The sequence below is a fragment of the Lacunimicrobium album genome, from assembly GCF_052161635.1.
GTDB lineage: Bacteria > Planctomycetota > Planctomycetia > Planctomycetales > Planctomycetaceae > SXPC01.
This window is the reverse complement of record NZ_CP197413.1, coordinates 1,324,938-1,347,931: the sequence shown is the minus strand read 5'-3', so window position 1 is coordinate 1,347,931 and position 22,994 is coordinate 1,324,938. Positions and strand designations below refer to the sequence as shown.

The window sequence follows — 22,994 nt, the reverse complement described above, 5'->3', positions numbered from 1 at the left end:
ATATTCGTGAGACGCAGTATGAAGACGACTCTCATCATCTCGACGCTTCTGGTCACCGTCTTGATTCATCAGACTTCCCCGGTACGCAGTGCGCAGCCTCCCGAGGTGCGCTACGGGACTGCGGTCCCTCCTGATGTCGAGATGATGTATCAGAAAGCGCTCACCTGGCTGTCCACGAATCAGGGCAAAGACGGAGACTGGCCCTCAAACATCAACCCCCAGCAGGGAGCAGCGATCTGCGGGATGTGCATGATGGCCTTTCTTGCCTCGGGCGAAGATCCGAACTTCGGCAAGTATGCTGAGAATCTGCGTCTGGCCACCCGCTGCATGATTGTCAAACAGGACAGCAAGACCGGGTATCTGGCTGGTCACAGCATGTACAACCACGGATTCGGCATGCTGGCGCTGGCGGAAGTGTACGGCGTTCTTGATGAAGAGTTGCTCTGGATCGGTGCCTCGCAGACAGAACTTCAAAGCAAGCGCACGATCGGAGCCGCACTCGAACTGGCCGTCCAGTGCGCGACGACTTCTCAAAAGGACAACCCTTATAAAGCCTGGCGATACTCTCCACAGGCAACCGACGCCGATACCTCGGTTTCAGGAGCCGTCTTGATGGGACTGCTCGCATCCCGCAATGCCGGGATCAAGATTCCAGACAAGAACATCGACGATGCCATCGAGTACTTCAAATCGATGACAACCAAACAAGGCGACGTCGGATACTCGGGCATTGGTGCAGGCGGTTCAGCGAACCTGCCCTGTATCGCGTTACTCGTTTATTCAATCAGCAAACGCAAAGAGCTAGATCAGTACGATGCCGTCAAAGGACGGGTCATCTCACAGATGGATTCGGGTGCCAATAATTCGTATCCCGAATACTACCGTTACTACGCTGCTCAGGCTCTCTTCCAGGCGGATTTCGACAGCTGGCAGAAATGGAATACGCAACTGATCCGTGAACTCAAAACGATGCAGCAGCCCGATGGGAGTTTCCCCGGCAGCATGGGGCAAACCTATGGCACAGCCATGTCACTGTTATCGTTAGGCCTGAATTACCGATTCCTTCCGATTTACGAACGATAGCAGGAAACCTCCTCGTCCTTCGATCCACAAGACTTCTTCAAAACCGGCTGGTTTCATGACGTTTTCTGCTCTCACTCCCCGATGTCACTCGATCCTCTCCATGACGGTCGCATTGACACTCGGCATCGTCTTCATCTCCACCAGTCAGGCTCAATCCTTCTCGACCCTGTACTGGAATCAGGGAGACCAACTGGCAGGGACGCTGGAAGCAGGCGATGCCGACACAGTAACGTGGAAGTCGCCTTCGTTCCGCGATCCGCTGCAAGTCAAAGTCAATGTTCTGAGCCGCGTGCAATTCCCACATCGCTCGACCGCCGTCACGCCCATCGGCCAGTTTCGCATCGAGATGCACAACAAAGACATTCTCTACGGAGACCTTCTTAATATCGAAGAAGAGTACCTGACGTTTACCAGCCCCCGCATGGGGCAGTTCCGCCTGAAGAGAAGCGAGATTCACAACCTGCGACGTCACAACGACGCCGCCATGATTTACAACGGGCCTCGCGGTATGAAAGACTGGGTGACCATCGAGGCAGCCAACCGCGCCAGCATGACCATCAACGGCCAGGCAGTGAACGTCGAACGCCCCTCGCCCTGGAAAGAAACCACACTCGGCAAGATCAAGACCGATTCGCCGGGGAAGATCTTCCAGAAAGTGAGTCTGCCGGAACTATGCGAAATCGAGCTTCAACTGGAGTCCTCCTCCTTCCCGTCATTCCGACTGGGATTCGATCGACGCCCCTCCGAGAATCTTCGACTGGAGACCTGGGAGGATGTCGTCGTTCTCGTCTCACGCTATGACTTCGTCGAAGTCACTACACTCCAGCCAGACCAGAAACTCCTGCATCTGCATCTCTTCCTGGACCGCAAGCAGAGCAAAGTTTACGCCTACTCTCATGACGGCCAGAAACTCGCAGAACTGACCTTCAAGCAACCCCTTGGACAGCCACACGGAATCTTCCTGGAGAACCTGCAACGAAATCTGACCCTCGACCTGCTTTCCATCTCCGGCTGGGACGGGACATTCCCCAAGCCCGTCAAGACCGGCGAGCAGCGTTTTCTACTGGCTGACGGTACAGTCCAATATGGGGCCATCAAGAGTTTCGACGCCGAGAACGGCGTCCTGTATCTTGAGTACGAAGGTAAGACCGTCGACTATTCGCTGAAGTTCATCAATCAGATTGTCATCAGCGAGCGGATCGAAGAACCTTCGAAAGTCATACAGCCACAGGTCTCCTGGTACGACGGTGCTTTCCTGACGGGTAAGGTCAACCGTACAACAGCCGATACCATTGAGGTCCAGACGTCGCATTCCCCGGAACCTCTCGTCTGCCGACTCGACGAAGCAGACCAGTTGGTCCTTCCTCCCGGCGAAGCCACCACTGACCAGCCAGACCGCGTCTATTTTGCCGGCGGGTCGATGGCAGGAACCTTGGCCTTTGATGAAGCAACCCAATTCCCCATCAAGTGGAAGCCCATCGGCGGCTTGAACGCCTCCGCCCTGGCTTCTGCAGGCGACGCGCGATTCCTGCGTGGTGAGCGCGACTACTCCCTCCCCTTTGATGCCGAGCAGTTTCCGGACGTGCTGTTCCTGCAGAACGATGACATTGTTCCCGTGAAGGTCACCTCTGGAAATCTTGAGCAGGTTCAGTTTGAGAGCCCCTTCTGCTCATCGGGTTCTATGCCAGCCTCTGAGATTCGTGCCCTGGAGTTCACTGCCGCTCAGATCGCCGCGACGTCTGGCTTTTCGCATCCAGAGTGGAAGATGGTCGACGGGAAGCTCGATCCCGCAACTCAAACCGTTTCATTCATGAGCACCGGCTCAGCCGGGCATCCATCGATCCTCAAAGGAGACGAGATCCGCTTTCGCATCGACTGGGGTGCACAACCTGCAACAGCGCTCGTGAACTTCTTCTCCAGTGAAGTAACCAAAAAAGGGGACGACGGCCTCCAATTGCACTTCACCACGACCGGTTCTCGAATCACCGTCGAAACCGTGCAGGAAGTTGCGCTGCGCAATCGGAATCAATTCGGCATGCGTTATCAACAGGAAACCGCGACTGCCATCTGCCCCGAGATGGCTGCGGATATCCGGTGTGTCTTTCAAGACGGTGCCGCCATCGTCTATGTCAATGGGCAACCAACCAAGACGGTCGCGCTGGCTCGTGAGACTCGTCGCGGCAATGCCTTTACGATTCAGGTCCAGTTGGCCCGAACTCCGAATCGAAACATTCGCTCTTCAAATGGCGTTGTCACTCCCGCGCCAGCACAGAAGCCTGTTGTTCTCTCCCAGTTTCGTGTCGAATCGATTCGCGGGTCAGTGATCAAACAGTTCATTCTGGAAGAGTCACGACGCAAGACGTTGCTCGTACCACGATTCAACCGAAATGATCCCCCGACCCATGTTCTGCTCGCACCCAATGGCGACCTCCTGCGTGGACGTCTGGATCAACTGACCAGCGACACCATTTCATTCGAATCAAAACTCGAACCTCTTCGCCTGGAAAAATCACGCGTAGCTGGATTGATCTGGCTCCCCAAGCCGGTCGCAGCCCCATTAAAGCCAGACGACAAGACAGAGGAGAAGTCAGCTGAACCAGCAAAAATTGCGCAGCAATCAACGTCAGGCAGCCCACTGGTCTCAATGCCCGCCGCAAAAGACACCGTGGATCAAGATGCGATCCCTTTTGGCGATTCAGCAGATCACTCGACATCCCGCGCACTCACCGATGAACTGCAGCTTCGCCTGACACATGGTTATGCCCTCAGCATGAAACCGACCGGAATGAAGGGTGACCACTTACTCGGAACATCCTCATTACTCGGCGAGTGCAGAATTCCCGTCAGCTTGATTTCCGGCGTCTATCTGGGGAACTCCGCCAGACAGGCTGGCGAAAGCGCCTATTCCGAATGGGTCCCCATCCGTGCCCCCGAGCCAGAATGGGATATTCCCGAGGACTCAGACGATGTCCCAGGAAAGCAGCTTGTCGGTCGTGTGATGGATGATTTCGAACTGGCTACCGTCGATGGTCAGCCGTTTAAACTCTCCGCCCATACCGACAAGGTCATCGTCCTCGATTTCTGGGCGACGTGGTGCGGTCCCTGTGTCCGGGCGCTCCCGGGTTATATCGAGGCGACCAATGCGTTTGACAAAGACAAAGTCATCTTCGTCGCAATGAACCTGCGCGAGACACCCCAGCAGATTCGGGAGTTTCTGGCAGGACAACAGTACCCGAAGAATCCCATGATCGGCCTGGATACCAGCGGCGAGATCGCCGATCGATTCCGCGTCACCGGCATCCCTCACACCGTCATCCTCTCGCCCGGCATGGTTCTACAGAATGTCCACGTCGGCTTCAGCCCAGACGGCAGTCAGGTTCTGCGAAAAGAAATCGAAGACATTCTCGCTGGCAAGCTCCCATCGGAAGAAAAGAAAAACGAGATCGAGAAGCCGAAGCCATAATCGCTGCCCGCGACAGGGAACTGGCAAATGTCTCTTTTGTCCTCCAGTTCCGACGATTCACCGTAGACGAAACGAATCAACGAATTACCATGAAGTTTTCCCTGAATCTGCTCACCGGGAACTCTCATGCGTCTGGAAAAATACACGTTTGGCGTTGGTGATCGCTTTGCCCATCAGGCAGCTGCTCAGTTGCGTGCTTTTGAGCAGATTGCTCCGGTCGCATCCGTGATTCCGGTCTGGAATAAATCCAATCGCGAACACAACATGATCGGCTCCGAACCCCCCTCCGTGCGTGCCGCCGCTCAAGTAGCCGTCGCGAAGACAGGTTGGAAAGCCTCATGGTACGTCGATGCGGACCACATCAACCTGTCAACGGTCGACCGCTTTCTCGAGACCAGCGACTTCTTCACCATCGATGTCGCCGACGATATCGGCAAACGCGCCGATGACAGCGACATCAACGCCTTCCTCACGCGCCATCCAGAATTAGCAAACCCAATTCAACTGCCGGGACTCACTGGCAGCTTCACGCTAACCGAATCGCAGCTGCGAGAAATCCTGACGAAGTATCTGGCTGCCTGTCAGAAAGCCCAGGCGGTTTATCAGCATATCCGCGTCAGGAAAGACCAGCAGCCATTCGTGGTCGAAGTCTCGATGGACGAAACAGATCAACCACAAACGCCGATGGAACTGCTGGTGATCCTGATCGCGCTAGCCGATCTGAATGTGCCTCTCTCGACGATCGCCCCCAAGTTCACAGGGCGCTTCAACAAGGGCGTGGACTACGTCGGCGATCTGACTCAGTTCGAGAAAGAATTCCGCGAAGACATTGCCGTCATCGAGTTCGCAGTCGCAAACTATGAACTGCCAGGCGAACTCAAGCTGAGCGTCCACTCGGGCAGCGACAAGTTTTCGTTGTATCCGATCATCAACAAACTGCTCAAAGAAACCGGTGCAGGGATCCATGTGAAGACCGCAGGGACCAACTGGCTGGAAGAACTGATCGGCCTCTCGGAGGCGGGCGGAGATGCTTTGAACTTCGTCAAGAAAATTTATCTGAAAGCGCTGTCGCAGGCCGAGGAACTTTGTGCCCCCTACGCAACCGTCATTGATATCGACTTCAAGCAGCTGCCCGATGGTCAGAAGATCGCCTCATTGACCAGCGATGACATGGTCCGCGCATTGCGTCACAATCAGTCTGACCCAAAGTACAATAAGCATCTTCGTCAGCTGCTGCATGTCTCGTTCAAGCTCGCCGCCAAAACAGGTAGCGAGTACACCGATCTCCTCAAGGTACATGCCGATGTGGTCGGCCGAAATGTGACCGAGAACTTATCTGAACGCCATCTGAAGCCGCTGTTCGCCTGATCGACATCCCGGATAAGAACTATGATCAAGTCTGCTGTCACCGTTTCGCTGGTCGTTGAAGCACGCCAGGGACCGTTCGTCTTTCACGACGGACTCGAAGACGCCTTTCAGCGTGCCTCTGCGCTGGGCTTCGATGCAATCGAAATATTCCCGCCCAGCCCGTCGGAGCTGATTGTCGATGATGTCCTGGCGCTCTGCGATCAATACAAATTGAAAGTCGCCGCTGTCGGCACAGGGGCGGGATTTCTGCGCGAAAAGCTGACATTGACCAGCAGCGATGAAGACGTCAGGCGGCGAGCCATGACGTTCATTGAAGACATGATGACATTCGCAGCCGGGCTGAATGCCCCTGCGATCATCGGATCGATGCAGGGACGTTTCGATCAGGACGTTTCCCACAATCAGGCGCTCGCCTATCTCTCAACCGCGTTAAGCGAACTCGGCGACCAAGCCGATGCCCTCGACCAGATGCTCCTCTATGAGCCATTAAATCGCTACGAGACCAACCTGTTCAACCGACTGGAAGACACAGCAGCGTATCTGGAAGCGTTCGATAACCCACGCCTGAAAATCCTGTGTGATTTGTTTCACGCCAGCATCGAGGAAGCAGACATCGCCGCATCGATCCGACAAGCAGCACCCCACATCGGGCATCTCCATTTCGCCGATTCAAACCGACGCGCCATCGGCTTCGGCCACACTCCCATCCAGCCGATCATCGACGTCCTCAAACAGGTCGGCTATCACGGTTACCTCTCCGCGGAAGTCCTTCCACTCCCCGATTCACAAACAGCAGCCGAGCAGACAATCAAAGCCTTCCAACTGGCTGTCTCCCGCTAACGTCTGCTATGATCTCGGTATTGATTTTGTAATCACCTTTAAGTCTGGATTTCATGCTCAAGATTCCCCTGCTCCACCCCGAGATTCTCAGCATCCTGGCCCAGGGTGGCCATCACTCCAAGATCCTCATCGCCGACGGCAACTACCCGACGTGGAACAAACGCGGCCCGAATGCCGAGGTTGTCAGTCTCCAGTTGAGTCCTGGCATTCCCACGGTCTCACACGTCTTACGAGCCTTGCTCGCGACCGTTCCTATCGACGACATCTCGACCATGGATATCCCCGATGATGACCCCTATGCCCATGAAGGCGAGCCCGCCGCCTGGGGGGACTACCGCAATATCATCGAAGATTCGTCACTCGATCTGGAACTCACCCCCATTCTCAAATGGGAGTTTTACGAGACAGTCGATTCCGCCGATCACATTCTGACCATCCAGACAGCCGACCAGCGCCCCTGGGCGAATCTCCTCCTGACGATGGGCTGTCGTACGTTCTGAACAATGAGATCTAAAAGAAAATCCTTGCCTGCGGTTTGATGAGCGAATGTCGGCGTGCGATTGCCTAACGCCCACCCTCATCCGCCCTTCGGGCACCTTTTCCTGAGAAGACTACCGCATTGCCCTTACTCTCGCCTTATCGGCGAGCGGGCAATTTGGTTCCACCTCAAGGGAGAAGGGACATTTTTTCGAGAGTGCACCATGATCCCGACTCGAAAGCTTGGTAAGACCGACCTGCATCTGCCGATTCTCTCCTTTGGTGCCTCCTCCCTGGGGCAAGAGTTCCGGGCCGTCAAATTGGATGAGGCGATTGATGCGGTCAAGGTCGCATTGGATCTAGGAATCAATTTCATCGACACCTCGCCGTTCTACGGTCGCGGGATGAGCGAAGTGCTCCTGGGTATCGCGCTGCGGGATGTGCCTCGTGATTCGTACACGCTCTGCACGAAGCTGGGTCGCTATGACCTCCCGCACTTTGACTTTTCTGCCAAGCGTGTCGCAGAATCAGTCGACGTCAGCCTGCATCGCCTCGGGACCGACCACATCGACATCATGCTGTGTCATGACATCGAGTTCGTGCCCATGCAGCAGATCGTCGACGAGACGATTCCTGCACTTCGCAAGATTCAGCAGCAAGGCAAAGTCCGCTACATCGGCGTCAGCGGTTACCCACAGAAGATCTTCCGCTTTATCCTGGAGCAGACGTCGCTTGACTGTGTCCTGAGTTACAACCAGTACACCCTTCAGAACCGACGCTTCGCCGAGGAAACAGTCCCCTACCTGAAAGAGAAGGGGGTCGGCGCCATGAACGCCGGTCCGTTCTCTGCCCGACTCCTGACAAATGCCCCCCTGCCCGCCTGGCTGAAAGAACCCGAAGACGTCAAGCAGGCAGCACGCGACGCAGCGAAGTTCTGCGAGCAACAAGGGATCGACATCGCCCAGCTGGCGTTACAGTTCTCCTGTGCCCATCCCGACATCACAACAACCATCGCAGGCAGCGCCAACCCAGACAACATCCGAAAATGGGCCAGCTGGCTGGAGAAACCACTTGATCAACAACTCCTCGACGACGTCACAAAGATCTTCCAGCCGGTTCTGAACATCGGCCACAAAGAAGGTCTCCCGGAAAACAACTGAGCCTCACCACCACTCCTTTCAAAAATTGACGCTCACTCATGCAGGCACTTCAACTCGAATCTCCTCGTCATTGGCGCATGATCGATGTCCCCGAGCCCAAGGCACCAAAGCCAGGTGAGGCGCTGCTTCGTATCCTGACCGTCGGCGTCTGCGGGACAGATATCGGAGGCTACCTCGGCAAGATGCCCTTCTTCTCTTACCCCCGAATTCCCGGTCACGAGCTCGGTGTTGAGGTCGTCTCTGTCGGCGAAGGGGTCACGAACGTCAAGCCAGGCGATCGTTGCTCGATAGAACCTTATCTCAACTGCCAGAACTGCTACGCCTGCAAGCGTGGTTTCACCAACTGCTGCGAGCAGAACCAGACGCTGGGAGTCATGTGCGACGGCGGACTGACGGATTACATCATCTTGCCCGCTCGAAAATGCCACCCCGCCAACTCACTGACCAGCGAACAGTGCGCCCTCGTCGAAACACTCGCCATCGGCTGCCATGCCGTCGACCGCGGTGCTGCTAAACCAGGAGAGAACATCCTCATCATCGGCGCAGGGCCAATCGGATTGTCCGCCGTTGAGTTTGCAAGGCTGGCCGGAAGCAGAGTGATCGTCGCGGATCTCAATCCACACCGCCTGACGTTTGTCCGCGAGACAATGGGAATTCCCGATACGCTTCAGATTGCAGGCGACGACACAGACTTCGAGAAGCTGTCCGAGATGACCAATGGCCAACTCGCCGATCTCGTCGTCGACGCCACCGGCCACAATGTCTCGATGATTCGCTCGATGGCCTTCTGCGCATTCGCAGGACGTCTGGTCTATGTTGGCATCACGCAAAGCGAACTCTCGTTTCCACAAGCCCCTTTCCTCCATCGACGCGAACTCTCGATCCTCGGCAGCCGAAATGCTCCGTCGCGTGACTTCCCTCGCATCATCAATCTGATCGCCGAGGGCAAGATCGATACCACGCCCTGGGTCACTCGACGCATCGCCTTTGCTAATGTACCGGGTGAATTCGAATCACTGCTCGCCCCGGAGATCCATTCCGTGAAGACCATGATCACGTTGCCGTAGTTTCTAAATAGATCGACTCCTTCACGATGATCATCGACGCTCATCATCATCTTTGGCAATACAGTCCCTCCGATTATCCCTGGATGGAAGGGGATGAGAAAGCCGTGCTTCGTCAGGATTATCTCATCCAGGAACTCGATCAGGTGACCAGTCCCCTGGGAGTCTCGCACACCATCGTCGTACAGGCTCGACAGACAATCTGGGAAACGGAATGGTTACTCGGCCTTTCCCAACAATCGAAGACAATCGCAGGGATTGTTGGCTGGCTGCCACTGGCTGCCGACAATATTCGCAGTCACCTCGAACGATTCTCATCACAAACCGCGCTGAAATCCCTGCGTCATGTCGTTCAGGATGAACCCGATCCAGAGTTCTTTGATCGACCGGCTTTCAATCACGGTGTCTCACTGCTGCATGAATTCCATCTTGCATACGACATTCTGATCTTCGGCCATCAACTGCCAATGACAATTCGCTTTGTCGATCGACATCCTCAACAACGATTCGTCCTCGATCACATCGCCAAGCCAGTGATTGATCCCTCTCGCTTCGATGAAACCTGGGCGAAGAATTTTCGCGAACTCGCCCGCCGGGACAACATCACCTGCAAGTTCTCCGCACTCACGACGGAAGTCACCTCGCCTCAATGGACCATCGAAACACTCCGTCCCTACTGGGAAACTGCTCTCGAAGCATTCGGCCCCCAGCGCCTCATGTTCGGCAGTGACTGGCCCGTTGCACTCCAGCGAACTGACTACGCAACCTGGCTGAACATAGTCCAGCAGTTAGCATCACAGCTATCGCCCACAGAACAAGAGTCGATCTTCTGCCAGACAGCGCGTTCTGCTTATCAGCTCTCCATCTGACGCAGTACGCTCCCGCGACTTGACTGGATCGCCTAGAATAAACAGGTCGTTACGAATTGTCCGCCCGCCTCCCTGCCTGACAGTCATCCATGCCGAGTATTGCAGAGAATGTTTCCCTCGTTCGAGAAGTCATGGCTCGCGCCTGTGATCGCGCGGACCGTGATCCTCAGACGGTCCGCCTGCTGCCTGTCACGAAGTACGTTGAGCACGCTCAGATCCAGGCCTTGATTGACCTCGGCTTCAAAGAATTCGGCGAAAGCCGTCCTCAGCAATTGATCGCGCGAGCACAACACTTCAGTACGCAAATCCGCTGGCATCAGATCGGGCATCTGCAGCGAAATAAAGTCAAACAGTTGCTGCCGTATATCTCCGCGATTCATTCTGTCGATTCGATCAGACTCGCGGAAGCACTCAGCGAAGCCTCAGGCAAGTCAGGCGTCTTGCCCGAAATCCTGCTCGAGATCAACCTCTCCGGCGAAGCCAGCAAAGATGGCTTCGCTCCCGACGAACTCACAGAGGCCTGGCCAACATTAACCGCCCTGCCCCACCTCAAGATCACAGGCCTGATGACAATGGCGGCCCAGTCCGAAGACATCGAATCAGCACGCCCGACATTTCGAAACCTAAGGCTACTCCGCGACGACCTCAACACCACCCTGCCCGATGACAGGAAGCTCACCCAACTCTCTATGGGCATGTCCGACGACTTCCCCATCGCCATCGAAGAAGGCGCAACCATCATCCGCATCGGTTCACGCCTCTTCTCGTAGGGTCCGCTATGCGGACCGTTCTTCCCCTCACCCAACCAATCGCCACATCCATGCCCAAAACCCCACCCATCAAATACATCTTCTTCGACATCGGCAACGTTCTCTTCAACGATGAACGTCAGAACTTCCTCGCCTACCTGCGACTGCATGAGACCATCATGGCACAGGGAGAAGACTGGTCGTTCTCGAAGTTGATGGAGATCCGCGAGTCGATGGTCCTGCAAGGACAGCAGTGGATCAACCAGAAGATCGCTCAGACTTATCTGACCGATGATGTCTTTCAAAACTATCGCAAAGCGCTGTTCTCAGAACTGCTGGCCGCCTTCGACGAAAACCACCTCTTCTCACCCGCAACCGCCGAAATGCTTCAGTCGCTCCAAAAGACCTATCGCCTCGGCATCATCGCCAATCAACCACCCGAAGCACGAAACAGCCTGCAGCGACGCGGCATCCTCGATCTCTTCGACGTCATCGCGATCAGTGATGAAGTCGGCATCAGCAAACCCGATGCAGGGCTTTATCGTTGGACGCTGGATCAGATCGACCTACCCGCAGAAAACTGCCTCATGGTCGGTGACCGCCTCGACAACGACGTCGCCCCCGCCCAGGAAGTCGGCATGCAGACCGTCCATCTCGACTGGCACATTCACACCGCTCCCGAATGGATCGTCAGCACCGAGAATGAAAAAGCCTACCGAGCCTCAACCACCAGATTCCCCCTCTTCATGAACGGCCGCGTAAACCTGACAACCCCCGTCACCCCCACCTACACCCTCCCATCACTCCTCGACCTACCCACAATTCTTCCTGATTAGCCAATGGCCGCTTCTTTACGCTGTTAACACCCTCTTCCTCCGCGACCTCTGCTCAACTCAGCGTGCTCTGCGTTCCAACCCTCCCCCCTCTCATTACGGAATGCTCTAAGAAGTCTGTGAACTCCCTCAGCAGACAATTGCCGTCTAGGCGTGATCTCTGATATCCTGAACAGTCTCACGTTACGTTACGAATTCTGAAACGGTCGAGGGACATGTTGTCGTTGTTGATTCAGCTTGCTCAAGAGAATGGACCGGTCGAGCCATTTGATCCCGGACTTGGCTTCTGGATCTACTATTACGTCTTCGTCTGGAGCAGCGGAATCGCATCGATTCTGTATGCGTGCCTCCTGCTGTGGATGCTCTACGACTGTGTCCAGAACGATCCCGAACGCAATCTCTGGTTCTGGATCATCATCTTCGTCCAGCCTTTCGGCGCTCCGTTGTACTTCTTCGTTCGATACCTGCCAAATCGTCGACACAGCGATTCCTCGCCACTCAGTTTTCTCCACAACCGCAAGGAAGTGGAACGACTGGAAATGGCGACCATCCAGATCGGCAACGCCTATCACTTCATCCAGTACGCCGAGAAACTCCTTTCGACGAGGCGTTACAGCGATGCCCTCAACGCCTACCAGTCCGCACTTCAGAAAGAGCCGACCAACCTGCAGGCACTCTGGGGAGCAGCCCAATGCGAACTCGAACTCGGCAAGCTCACAGAAGCTCGCCCTCACCTCGAAGCAGTCCTCCAGCAAGACCCCTCGTATCGCTTTGGTGATGTCTCCCTGGCATACGGTCGGCTTCTCCAGGAGTTAAAGGACAACGAGGCTGCTCTGGCTCATCTCGAAAAACACATCGCCCGCTGGCGACAACCCGAGGCATGTTACCGCCTCGCTGAGCTAAAAGCAGAGCAAGGCCAGAAAGAAGAAGCCATCGCCCTGCTAAAACACACCCTCGTCGATTTCCAGGCCAGCCCGACATCCTTTTCCCACAAACACGGCGTCTGGAAACGCAAAACAAAATCACTCCTCTCGAAACTCTCGACTTAAATCATTACTCCGGCGGGAAAAAGCAAACCACGGATGAACACGAAGCAACACGGATAGGAACAAGAGAATGATCCGCAGATCAAATCAGTCATGACTCAACAAAAGTTTTATCCTCTCCTATCTGTGTCCATCCGTGTTGATCCGTGGTTCAATTTCTCCTCTTCTGTTAAGTCTTCCAAAGAGCTCCTGACCGCCTAACGAAACACTCTCCCACGCATGCCCAGTCCGACACTTCCCAAGAAAGCCTATCAGCAGCTCCAGAAATACTGGGGTTACGATTCCTTTCGTCCTCTCCAGGCGGAAGCAGTCAGCGCCGTTCTCAACAAGCAGGATTCCCTGTTCGTCCTCGCCACCGGCGCCGGCAAGTCGATCTGCTACCAGCTCCCCGCCCTGCTCATGCCCGGCACTGCGATCGTCGTCTCACCGCTGATCTCGCTGATGAAAGATCAGGTCGATACCCTCAACGCCAACGGCATCCCCGCCGGCTTCGTCAACAGCACTCAGTCTCCACAAGAGCAACGAGACATCGCCCAATCTGTCAAAGATGGCAATCTGAAGCTCCTTTACGTCGCCCCCGAGCGTCTTTGCACAAGCCGAATGCTCGGCTTCCTCGCCGGCTGCCAGATCTCGTTCTTCGCCATCGACGAAGCCCACTGCATCAGCGGCTGGGGACATGACTTCCGAACAGACTACCGCAACCTGTCGATTCTCAAATCGCATTTCCCGGAAATCGGCATTCATGGCTTCACCGCGACAGCCACCGAACAGGTTCGCGAAGACATCGTCGAACAACTTCATCTCAAGTCACCCGAAGTTCACGTCGGTTCGTTCGACCGTCCCAATCTGAGTTACTCCGTCCAGTCCCGCAACGACATGGATAAGCAGATCGACGAAGTCCTCGCCCGTCACAAAGGGGAATCGGGCGTGATCTACTGCCTGTCCCGCAAGAAGACCGAAGAGCTCGCAGAACTCCTGCGCGCCAAAGGTCACCGTGCAAAATGCTATCACGCAGGCCTCAGCGAAGTTCAACGCACCAAAGCCCAGGACTCCTTTCAGAACCAGAAGATCGACATCATCGTCGGAACGGTCGCCTTCGGGATGGGAATCGATAAGTCCGATGTTCGCTTCGTCATTCACACAGGCGCCCCCAAGTCACTCGAGAACTACCAGCAGGAAAGCGGCCGCGCCGGTCGAGACGGCCTCCCCTCCGAATGCGTCCTGATCTACAGCCGCGGCGACTTTGCCTGGTGGCGAAAAACTTTCGTCGAACTCCCCGACGAAGCCATCGTGATCGCCGAGAACAACCTGGCACGCATGGAGTCCTACACACTCTCGTTCGACTGTCGACACCGACTTCTGGTCGGACACTTCGGCCAGCCTTATCCTCATGACAACTGCGGCGCCTGTGATTATTGCCTGAACGGAGCCGTCACCTCCTCCGACTCCCTGATCATCGCACAAAAGATTCTCTCATGCGTCCATCGTCTGAAGGAGCAATACGGCGTCACCTACACAACACAAGTCCTCCTCGGCTCGCGCGAGAAACGCATCCTCGAAATGCGACATCACGAGCTGAGCACCTACGCCCTGCTCAAAGAATACGATAAGAACGCCATCCGCAACTGGATCGACCAACTGATCTCCCAGCAATGCCTCGTCGCGGCAGGTGAATATCAGCAGCTGAAGATCCTCCCCAAAGGTCGACAGGTTCTCAAAGGAGAGCTGACACCTCGCTTGTCCGAATCATCATCGACACAAACGAAGAAAGCCAAACGCGCCAAAGCCGTCACAGAACTCTCGTCCGATGAACAAGACCTCTTCGAACGCCTGCGCGAACTCCGTTACCAGCTCGCGCAAGAACGTCACGTCCCGCCCTACGTCATCTTCGCCGACAGTGTCCTGCAGCAGATCGCCATCACCCGCCCCCAGACTCTCGACGACTTCTCCACCCTAAGCGGCGTCGGAGCCAAGAAACTCGAAGAATACGTCCCGCTGTTTCTGCCGATCGTCCAGGAGTTTTGCACCAGCAAAGGACTGGCAACAGAAAAGCCGTCCCCGACCTCCTCCACCGCACCCTTCAAACGAGAACGCCCCAAACTCACAACACGATTACTCGAAGCCAGGAACTACTTCGAAAATTCAACCTCGCTGACAGACGCCATCCCCCAACTCGGCGTCGCAGAGAGCACCGCCGCAGGCTATCTGGCCGATCTCATCGAACTCGGCGAGATCTCGAACCCCGCCCGCTTCGTCGACGACGAAGTCCTCCAACGGGTCCGCCTCGCCTTACCAGAAGTCGGCGATGCCCGTCTGACGCCCATCTTCGAACACCTCGGCGGCGACGTCCCCTACAATCAGATCAAGATCGCGCTGGCGATTCTCCGCAGCCAGACAGACAACGCAAAGGTAACAACATGAGTCAGCCATCCGACACGGTCGTACGAGACGAACTCGCTCGCCTGAGAACAGAAATGGCCAACGAACGGACGCTGCTCTCTTACATCCGCACCTCACTCATGCTCGTCGTCACCGGTGCAACGGTCATCAAACTGATTGCCGAAACGCTCGAACTCATCGTCATCGGCTGGATGCTGATCGTGATCGGCATTTCCATCGGCTTATTCGGCTCGAAGCGTTACGTCATCTACAAACGCCTCACCCGAAAAGCAGGCTGAGATCCAGTCTTCTCGTTAATGCTTGGCAAAAAATGTAGGGTGCTGGTGAGTCTTCGAACCGCACCAAAACGACACTCAATGCCCCATTTGACGCCGTTCGCAAAGCCTCACCAGCACCCTACAGGGAATCAGAAAACTGCGTCTGAGTTCAAACCGCTGACGGCGGATTCAACTTCTTATGAACCCCTCGCAGACGCAGCGAAAGCGCAATCGACATCACTCCCAAAAACATCATCACCGCACCGACCAGCCAGACGATTGCCTCAAGTGCCTCAAGCGGACGCGCCAGCATAAGACACCCCAGCCCAATCGACAGCACCCCAGAGAGTGCGATGACCCATTCGTCATCAATCTCTTTTCGCAGCATAAACGCCGCGATCACTTCAAAGATCCCGCGCATGATCATCGAAACCGCAATGATCACCAGAAACACAAACGCCGTAATCTGCGGGTAGACAAACGCAATAATCCCCGCCAGCAGCGCCATCACTCCCAGCCCCACCATCGGCCAGATCGTCTTCCCATTTGGTCCGCCACCAAATCCCAGCATCAGAGCAGATAAACCATCAGCAGCCGTGAAGGCTCCGTAAACAACGATCATCGTAAACAGCGTCAACCCCGGCATCGCGATCGCCAGGATCCCCATGAGCAGGAACAAAATTCCGCGAACCAGCAGGACCCACCAACGTCGAGACATCATGGCTAACATGGGAAGCACCTTGTTCGTTCTTCGAACGCAATGAGTAAGACTTACTTGCCTCCCTGCTTATTCAGCCGAATCTCAAACAACTTCGGCCAGTTCTTCCCTGTGACATACAGCGTATCCGTCTTTTCGTTATACGCAATTCCGTTCAGGCATTTCTCCCGGTCAAATTGCAAAGGACCGCGCGTCGGGTTCAGGTTTGTCAGGTCGATCAACCCCGTCACATCGCCGGTCTTCGGATCGATCATCGCAATGTAATCCGAATGCCACACGTTGGCGTAAACGACGCCGTCGATATACTCAAGCTCATTAAGTTGCGACAACTCACGACCAGACTGCCTGACTTTGACTCGTCTCAACAGACGGAAGGTCCTGGCGTCATAGAAACGCAACGTCGAAGTCCCATCCGAGACGATATACTCATCTCCCATCACTGTGATGCCCCAGCCTTCGCCCGTATAGCGGTTCGTCGCCAGATGCTGGAAGTCACTGGGCCGAAAGACAAACGCCACCTGCTCCTGCCACGTCAGCTGAATCAGCTTGCCATCGTACATCGCGATCCCTTCGCCGAAGCACTCATTGGGAAGCTTCCGCAGACGCACAACACCCCCCGTCTTCAGGTCGACCTCGCGCAGCTCAGATCGTCCGTACTGACCGGTTCCCTCATAGATTTTCCCCTCGGAGTAGACGAGCCCCTGTGTGAAAGCGCGTTCGTCATGCGGATACTGAGCAACCAGCTCGTACGTGTAACGCTGGGGATGAACGATATCGCCAGCCTCGACGTGAGTCTCCCAGCTCCCCCAGATCATCAGCAGTCCCAGTAAAACCGTTCGCATCGTCATTGCAAGACCTTCATTACTCCAAAGCAGACCCTGTCATCATAGACGGTTTCACAAATCATGGAAGACGCGTTTCGAAACAGCCGATGCTAAGAAAGGGCCATCGAATTCGTATGGTCTGCCCAGGCCGCAAAGTCTATCATTGATGCCTGACCAGCTACCTTCAGCTTACCCGGATCGCCTCGTGTCGGAACTCCCCCTCCAATTCTGCCCTCACTGCCTGACGGCTCTCCGTTTCAAACCGGGGTACGCCATCGACGAGGACACGAAATGCCCGGAGTGCGCGAAACCGCTCCTTCAGACCGCCGGTTCACCCGCAGCCCCGGTTGAAAAAAAGCCCATCGCCCAGCCAGTTTCCGCACCGATCCCCAAATACAAACCAAAGCCTCTGCTCCCCGGCTTTCTCCGCAGTCGCGTGACCGCGTTCTTCCTTCTGGTCTTCACCGCCACGGTGTTCGTTCTGTTCGCAATCGTCAAGCCAGCCCTCGATGCCCGCACCCAGGCGCTGCTGCACGAAATGCGACAATCCAACGACGATGAGCCCGTCATCAGCATCATCCCCCCACCTTCGACAACACCAGCCGTCGTCGAAATGGAACCCGAACCACAATCACAAATCCCAGAGACAACGCCCGTCGCGCAATCACCGGCCATCACCCCTGAAATGATTCCCGAACCCGCTCCGGCAGACGCAGTCGCCATGACTCCGCCCGCCCCGATCGAGCAACCAACCCCCGAACCCGCAACTCCCGTCAAACCACCAGAACCAACACCGCTCGAACGTCTCGAAAAAGCCCTCGCGATCCCCGTCAATCGCTACGCCATCACCGAGCCGATCACGCTGCAGGAACTCCTGTATGACTTCGAAGAGATGCTCAACTGCTCGATTCATTCCGACAAGCTGACCGAGAATCAACGCGAAAAACTGCAACAGAAGATCGCCCCGTTTGAACTGAAAGAGACATCCCTCAAAGGAGCTCTCGAACGCCTCCTGACCGAAGTCGGCCTCACCTGTCAACCCACCGACGAAGGCCAACTCCACCTCTCCGCTCAACCGTAAAAGTTGATGAAATTATGATGCTCCCGTAGGGTCCGCTGTGCGGACCGTCAATCGACATTCATTGCGAATTGTGGTGTGTTAAGTTCGATGACAAGTAATAGAGATCCCTTTAACAACATTGCGAATCTACGGTCCGCACAGCGGACCCTACACGCGCCTCTTACTTCTTCCGATGCCTCCTCAACGACTTCTCGAACGTCTCAAACTCCCAGGCATTGGCAACATTCTCCGCAGACAGCCCCGCCCGTCGTGCTTGAGCAATCCCCCACTGCAGCATCTCGAAGCCATACGTCGAATGCGAATCCGTATTGATCACGATCGGAATCCCCATCGCGCGAGCCTTCGCCGCATGCACATCGCTGAGATCAAGTCGCGCCGGGCTGCGCATTGATCTCCAGCATGACCCCATGCTCTTTCGCCGCTGCAAAAACTGTCTCAACATCAAACTGCGCCCCCGGACGCTTGCCGATCAATCGTCCCGTCATGTGGCCGATACAATCGACATACGGATCCTCAATCGCCGTCAGTAAACGCTTCGTAATCAGATCAGGCGCCTGCTTCAGACCAAAGTGAATGACTGCGACGATCCAGTCCGCCTGAGCCAGCACCTCATCGGAAATATCCATCGTCGCGTTCTCAAGGATGTCACACTCGACACCACACAAGACCTTGATGTCATCATACTTCTCACGCACCCGTCGCACTTCTTCCCACTGCTTGAGCAGACGCTCTTCCGTCAGCCCGTTCGCCATGAAGACTCGCTTCGAGTGGTCCGTAATCGAAATATACTTCAGCCCACGCGCCCGAGCCGCCGCAATCATGTCTTCCAGCGAAGCCGTCCCGTCCGACTCCGTCGTATGCATGTGCAGATCGCCCAGGATCTCCCCCTCCGTAATCAGCTTCGGCACATCCGCAGGCGTCTTCCAGCCAAACTCCTCACGATTCTCCCGCAACTCCGGCGGCACAAAGACAAGTCCCAGCTCTGCATAAATCTCTTCCTCCGTCCGCCCCAGGTAATACTCTTCGCCCTTGTTCAAGCCATACTCGTTAAGCATCAACCCCTTCTCTTTGGCAAGTCGGCGCGTCACAACATTATGCTCTTTCGAACCCGTGAAGTACTGCAGCGCCGCCCCAAACGACTTCTCCGGCACGACGCGCAAATCCATCTCCGGTTTATGCCCCTGCGCACCGGGCGTCATGGTGTTGGCGAGTGACTTCAACCTCACGCGTTGCTTCGTCGGCCCGCGTGCCAGCACACCATCGACCAGCGGATGAGACGCCAGCGCATCCATCACAAGATTGGCATCCTCCGAAGTCGCCAGCAGATCCAGGTCCCCAATCGTCTCTTTACGTCGACGCACACTCCCCGCCGGTGAAATCCGACTCACCCCCGCCACCTTCGACAAGTCCGCCGCGATCTGCTCCACCAGCGGCACCACATCCGCCAGATAGAACCGAACCCCTTGCTGATCGATCGACGCGATCCCCTCCAGAATCGTCTGCTCTGTCTTCTTCCCAAAGCCCTTCAATGACGCCACCCCGCCCAGCTCTGCCGCCTGCTTCAACTGAGCCAGCGACGTGATGCCCAGTTCCTTATGCAGTTGAGCCACCTTCTTCGGCCCGATCCCCGGCAGCAGCAGCATCTGCACCACCCCCACTGGCACCTTCGCCTTGAGTTCCTCCAGCATCGTCAGCTGGCCCGTCGTCATCAACTCGACAATCTTCTTCGCGAGGTCATCCCCGATCCCCGGAATCTCCGTCAGCTGAGCAATCTGCACCCCCGCCAGCGACTCCGCAATCCCCTCGATCGTCCTCGCCGCATTGCGATAAGCCCGCACCCGAAACGCATTCGCTCCATCAATTTCCAGCAGATCCGCCAGTTGATCAAAAGCCGCTGCAATCTCAACGTTATTCATAGTCGCCTCAAAACCAGCAAGTGTGCCACTGCTGGTTTATCCAGCAGTGACGAATGTCGTTTGATGATAGTATCTCATTGCGACCGCCTTTTCTCCAGAACAGAGCCTTCGTCAGTCGACTCTGAAACCGTCACTGCTGGGCAAGCCAGCAGTGGCACACCTGCGACACGTGATCATCACGACAAAAAAGAAACCCCCGCCAGATCGACGGGGGTTCGAGTCTTCAAGATCGGACCAGACGCAAAAGTCAGTCCTCTTTTGAGTCCTCTTCGTCGTCGTCTTTCTTCTTCGTCTTCTTCTCAGCTTCCATCGCAGAATGCAACGGATTCTCGATCGTCTTCTTTGGAACCGTCACAGGGACGTCGCGAGTTTCGATCTCCTGAGGAAAACGATTGTTGCCGTAGTTAGTGTCCGCGGTCTCGTTATAAGGATCGAGCATCGCCGACGTCACCACTTTACTCGGTAGCAGGTAGGTCGTGAACTCAACAGCCGACTTTCTCCAGATCTCCGCTGGCAGACGACGGATCTCACTCGATCCATCTTCAAAGGTCAGCTTGATAATGACAGGCATCGGCAGCTTGCCGTTATTACGAACCGTGATCTGATAGATCGGCTTGTCGTACGCCATCGCTTCTTTCTCATCGGGCTTCATGCGATCGATGATCTTCTTGTAATCCGTCTCCTTCTTCGGAGTGACAGCATGCGGATCGAAGGTGTCATAGAAGTCAGTCAACTCCGGGAATTTCTCAATCCGACGCTCCATCTCGGTATCACGCTCACGAGTGATATCCTGAGGCAGCTTGGCTTCTTCCCGATCATGTCGAGCCTTATCCCCCGTCGGCTCCGACGAATGAATCTCAATCTTCTTCAGCGACACCAGTTCCTGATCATTAGAAATGTTGTTGAAGAACCAGCTACGCCAGAACCAGTCGAGATCGACTCCCGCACCATCTTCCATCGAACGGAAAAAATCCGCCGGCTCAGGACGCTTGAACGCCCAGCGACGGCAATACTCTTTGAATGCCACATCAAAGATCTCGCGCCCCAGAATCGTCTCACGCAGAATCGTCAACCCGGTCGCCGTCTTCTGATACGCATTCCCGCTGATATCAAAAATGTTATCCGGCGCCGTCATGATCGGCTGACTGTCCGCCGATGTGATGTAACGCACGATATTGCGAGGAATCCCGATCGCGCTGAAGTCCTTCCCTTCCCAGCGACGCTCTGCAAATCCTTGCACGAACGTATTGAACCCCTCATCGAGCCACATCCAGTGACGCTCATCGTTGTTGATGATCATCGGGAACCAGTTGTGACCGGTCTCGTGAATGATGACCTTGATCAGCCCCTGCTTGGTCCGCTCAGTGTAAGATCCATCCTTCTCCGGACGTGGCCCGTTGAAGTTGATCATCGGAAACTCCATCCCTCCGGGAGGAATCCCCATGACAGCCGTGCAGTGCGGCCATGGATAATCAATGCCGGTGACATCCGAGTAAACTTCGATCGCCTGAGCAACCGCATGCGTCGAATACTTATCCCACAGCGGCATCCCTTCGCTGGGATACAGGGAGATGCACCGAACAATCTTCCCATTCAGGTTGACCCCCATCGCATCGCATAGGAATGTCCGAGACGAAGCAAACGCAAAGTCGCGCACATTGGCTGCTTTGAACTTCCAGGTCTTACGCTCCGTCGTCGTCCCCTTACGCGCTGCTTCTGCTTCTTCTTTATTAACGATGAAGACAGGCTTCTTGGCAGTATCACTTTCCTTCCAGCGCTTCAGCTGCTCAGCCGAGTAGACCTTGTCCGCATTGACCAGTTCGCCGGTCGCATACGCCGTGTGATCCGCTGGCAGATTCAGCGTGACATCGAAGTCGCCGAATTCAAGGGTGAACTCCCCACGCCCCAGAAACTGCTTGACCCGCCACCCACCATAATCGGTGTAAGCACACAATCGAGGATACCACTGCGATAACCCAAAGATCGCCTGCCCGTCTTCCATATGCTCCAGGCCCGTCCGACCAGGCAGCAGCTTGACATCGTTGATCTTGTAATCCCAACCAACGATGAACTCATAAGACTGCCCCGGCAGAACCGGCTTCGGAAAATCGACTCGCAGCAATCCCTTATTGATGACGTGATGCAACGGCTTGCCATCAGCAGTCGTCACCTTCGAGATGTTCATCCCACCTTCGAACGTCGCCGATGCGATCAGTCGCTGAACGTCATTGACCGTCAGCGCCTTGCTCGGATCGTAAGTCGTCGAGAGAACGCCATCCGCATTCGGCGTGTACTGATTCGCATTCAGCTCGATCCAGACAAACGCCAGTTCGTTGGGCGAATTGTTCTCGTACTTGATCTTCTCCTGACCCTTGAGCATCTTGGCCTGATCGTCGAGGGTCGCCTCGATCGTGTAACTGACTTTCTGTTGCCAGTAGGCAGGCCCCGGGGCACCGTTGCCCTGACGATAAGTATTCGGCGTTGGGAGCAGGTGATCGATCTGGCTGAAGGCATCCGACAGCGGAAGAACACCCTCTTCAGCAGTCGCCATTTGTGGCAACGCCAGACCCAACCAACCAACAAGCACGACCCACACGACGCGCCGACTCAATGTGGCGACATCATTCCATGGCAGTTGACTCATGAAACTCGATTCTTTATTTCCGGAGCAAATTCATTCGAGCGCTAAGATCATCTGATTCTAATGCCCGGCCGCTGCGATCGATAGGTATCAGCTGTCAACGCATCGCATTCTGCGCAAACTGGTAGGATGGCTGCAATATCCATCCATAAACGCGCAATGTGAGAATTCGTACCACACAATCAGCTCAGAACATCAACACAGA

19 protein-coding genes are annotated in these 22,994 nt (G+C 55.5%); 14 read left to right on the top strand and 5 right to left on the bottom strand.

Annotated features, from left to right (window positions below; all coding sequences use genetic code 11):
- The first annotated feature begins 18 nt into the window (after positions 1 to 18).
- From SH248x_RS05335 to SH248x_RS05275, 13 genes are all read left to right on the top strand, one after another.
- Positions 19 to 1,083: a prenyltransferase/squalene oxidase repeat-containing protein gene (locus tag SH248x_RS05335; protein WP_459557482.1), complete on the top strand. Its 1,065-nt coding sequence runs from the start codon at positions 19 to 21 to the stop codon at positions 1,081 to 1,083.
- Between the two features lie 55 nt (positions 1,084 to 1,138).
- Positions 1,139 to 4,546, top strand: a complete 3,408-nt coding sequence (locus tag SH248x_RS05330; RefSeq protein WP_459557481.1) for a TlpA family protein disulfide reductase — start codon at positions 1,139 to 1,141, stop codon at positions 4,544 to 4,546.
- A 126-nt stretch (positions 4,547 to 4,672) separates the two neighbouring features.
- Entirely contained in the window at positions 4,673 to 5,914 is a 1,242-nt protein-coding gene (locus SH248x_RS05325; protein ID WP_459557480.1) for a tagaturonate epimerase family protein, read from the top strand.
- Positions 5,915 to 5,935: 21 nt separating this feature from the next.
- Entirely contained in the window at positions 5,936 to 6,754 is an 819-nt protein-coding gene (locus SH248x_RS05320; protein WP_459557479.1) for a sugar phosphate isomerase/epimerase family protein, read from the top strand.
- 53 nt (positions 6,755 to 6,807) lie between these two features.
- Positions 6,808 to 7,254, top strand: coding sequence for an RbsD/FucU family protein (locus SH248x_RS05315; protein ID WP_459557478.1), 447 nt, complete (start codon positions 6,808 to 6,810; stop codon positions 7,252 to 7,254).
- A gap of 204 nt (positions 7,255 to 7,458) precedes the next feature.
- Entirely contained in the window at positions 7,459 to 8,391 is a 933-nt protein-coding gene (locus tag SH248x_RS05310; protein ID WP_459558583.1) for an aldo/keto reductase, read from the top strand.
- A gap of 38 nt (positions 8,392 to 8,429) precedes the next feature.
- Positions 8,430 to 9,458 carry a zinc-binding alcohol dehydrogenase family protein gene (locus SH248x_RS05305; RefSeq protein WP_459557477.1) on the top strand — a complete coding sequence of 343 codons (1,029 nt, stop codon included), beginning with the start codon at positions 8,430 to 8,432 and terminating at the stop codon, positions 9,456 to 9,458.
- A 26-nt stretch (positions 9,459 to 9,484) separates the two neighbouring features.
- Entirely contained in the window at positions 9,485 to 10,324 is an 840-nt protein-coding gene (locus SH248x_RS05300) for an amidohydrolase family protein (RefSeq protein ID WP_459557476.1), read from the top strand.
- A gap of 89 nt (positions 10,325 to 10,413) precedes the next feature.
- Positions 10,414 to 11,094, top strand: a complete 681-nt coding sequence (locus SH248x_RS05295) for a YggS family pyridoxal phosphate enzyme (protein ID WP_459557475.1) — start codon at positions 10,414 to 10,416, stop codon at positions 11,092 to 11,094.
- Positions 11,095 to 11,144: 50 nt separating this feature from the next.
- On the top strand, positions 11,145 to 11,909 hold the full coding sequence (locus SH248x_RS05290; protein ID WP_459557474.1) for an HAD family hydrolase: 765 nt from the start codon (positions 11,145 to 11,147) through the stop codon (positions 11,907 to 11,909).
- Between the two features lie 212 nt (positions 11,910 to 12,121).
- On the top strand, positions 12,122 to 12,955 hold the full coding sequence (locus SH248x_RS05285; RefSeq protein ID WP_459557473.1) for a tetratricopeptide repeat protein: 834 nt from the start codon (positions 12,122 to 12,124) through the stop codon (positions 12,953 to 12,955).
- Between the two features lie 216 nt (positions 12,956 to 13,171).
- Positions 13,172 to 15,373 carry a RecQ family ATP-dependent DNA helicase gene (recQ, locus tag SH248x_RS05280; RefSeq protein ID WP_459557472.1) on the top strand — a complete coding sequence of 734 codons (2,202 nt, stop codon included), beginning with the start codon at positions 13,172 to 13,174 and terminating at the stop codon, positions 15,371 to 15,373.
- Positions 15,370 to 15,630: a DUF202 domain-containing protein gene (locus SH248x_RS05275; protein WP_459557471.1), complete on the top strand. Its 261-nt coding sequence runs from the start codon at positions 15,370 to 15,372 to the stop codon at positions 15,628 to 15,630. The genes recQ and SH248x_RS05275 overlap by 4 nt, the downstream gene beginning before the upstream one ends.
- Before the next feature lie 148 nt (positions 15,631 to 15,778).
- Here the strand turns inward: SH248x_RS05275 and SH248x_RS05270 are convergent, their stop codons facing one another.
- Positions 15,779 to 16,339, bottom strand: coding sequence for an HdeD family acid-resistance protein (locus SH248x_RS05270; RefSeq protein WP_459557470.1), 561 nt, complete (start codon positions 16,337 to 16,339; stop codon positions 15,779 to 15,781).
- 41 nt (positions 16,340 to 16,380) lie between these two features.
- Entirely contained in the window at positions 16,381 to 17,175 is a 795-nt protein-coding gene (locus SH248x_RS05265) for a glutaminyl-peptide cyclotransferase (protein WP_459557469.1), read from the bottom strand.
- Positions 17,176 to 17,356: 181 nt separating this feature from the next.
- Between SH248x_RS05265 and SH248x_RS05260 the strand changes: the two genes are divergently transcribed.
- On the top strand, positions 17,357 to 18,232 hold the full coding sequence (locus SH248x_RS05260) for a hypothetical protein (RefSeq protein ID WP_459557468.1): 876 nt from the start codon (positions 17,357 to 17,359) through the stop codon (positions 18,230 to 18,232).
- A gap of 160 nt (positions 18,233 to 18,392) precedes the next feature.
- On the opposite strand, the gene SH248x_RS05255 is transcribed toward SH248x_RS05260, so the two are convergent.
- The 3 genes from SH248x_RS05255 to SH248x_RS05245 all read right to left on the bottom strand — a co-directional run bounded on the left by SH248x_RS05255 (position 18,393) and on the right by SH248x_RS05245 (position 22,792).
- Positions 18,393 to 18,620 (bottom strand): PHP domain-containing protein, encoded by a 228-nt coding sequence (locus SH248x_RS05255; RefSeq protein ID WP_459557467.1) that lies wholly within the window; start codon positions 18,618 to 18,620, stop codon positions 18,393 to 18,395.
- Entirely contained in the window at positions 18,598 to 20,148 is a 1,551-nt protein-coding gene (gene polX, locus SH248x_RS05250; protein ID WP_459557466.1) for a DNA polymerase/3'-5' exonuclease PolX, read from the bottom strand. Before polX ends, SH248x_RS05255 begins: the two co-directional genes overlap by 23 nt.
- A gap of 247 nt (positions 20,149 to 20,395) precedes the next feature.
- Entirely contained in the window at positions 20,396 to 22,792 is a 2,397-nt protein-coding gene (locus tag SH248x_RS05245) for a M1 family metallopeptidase (protein ID WP_459557465.1), read from the bottom strand.
- Positions 22,793 to 22,994: the final 202 nt, after the last annotated feature.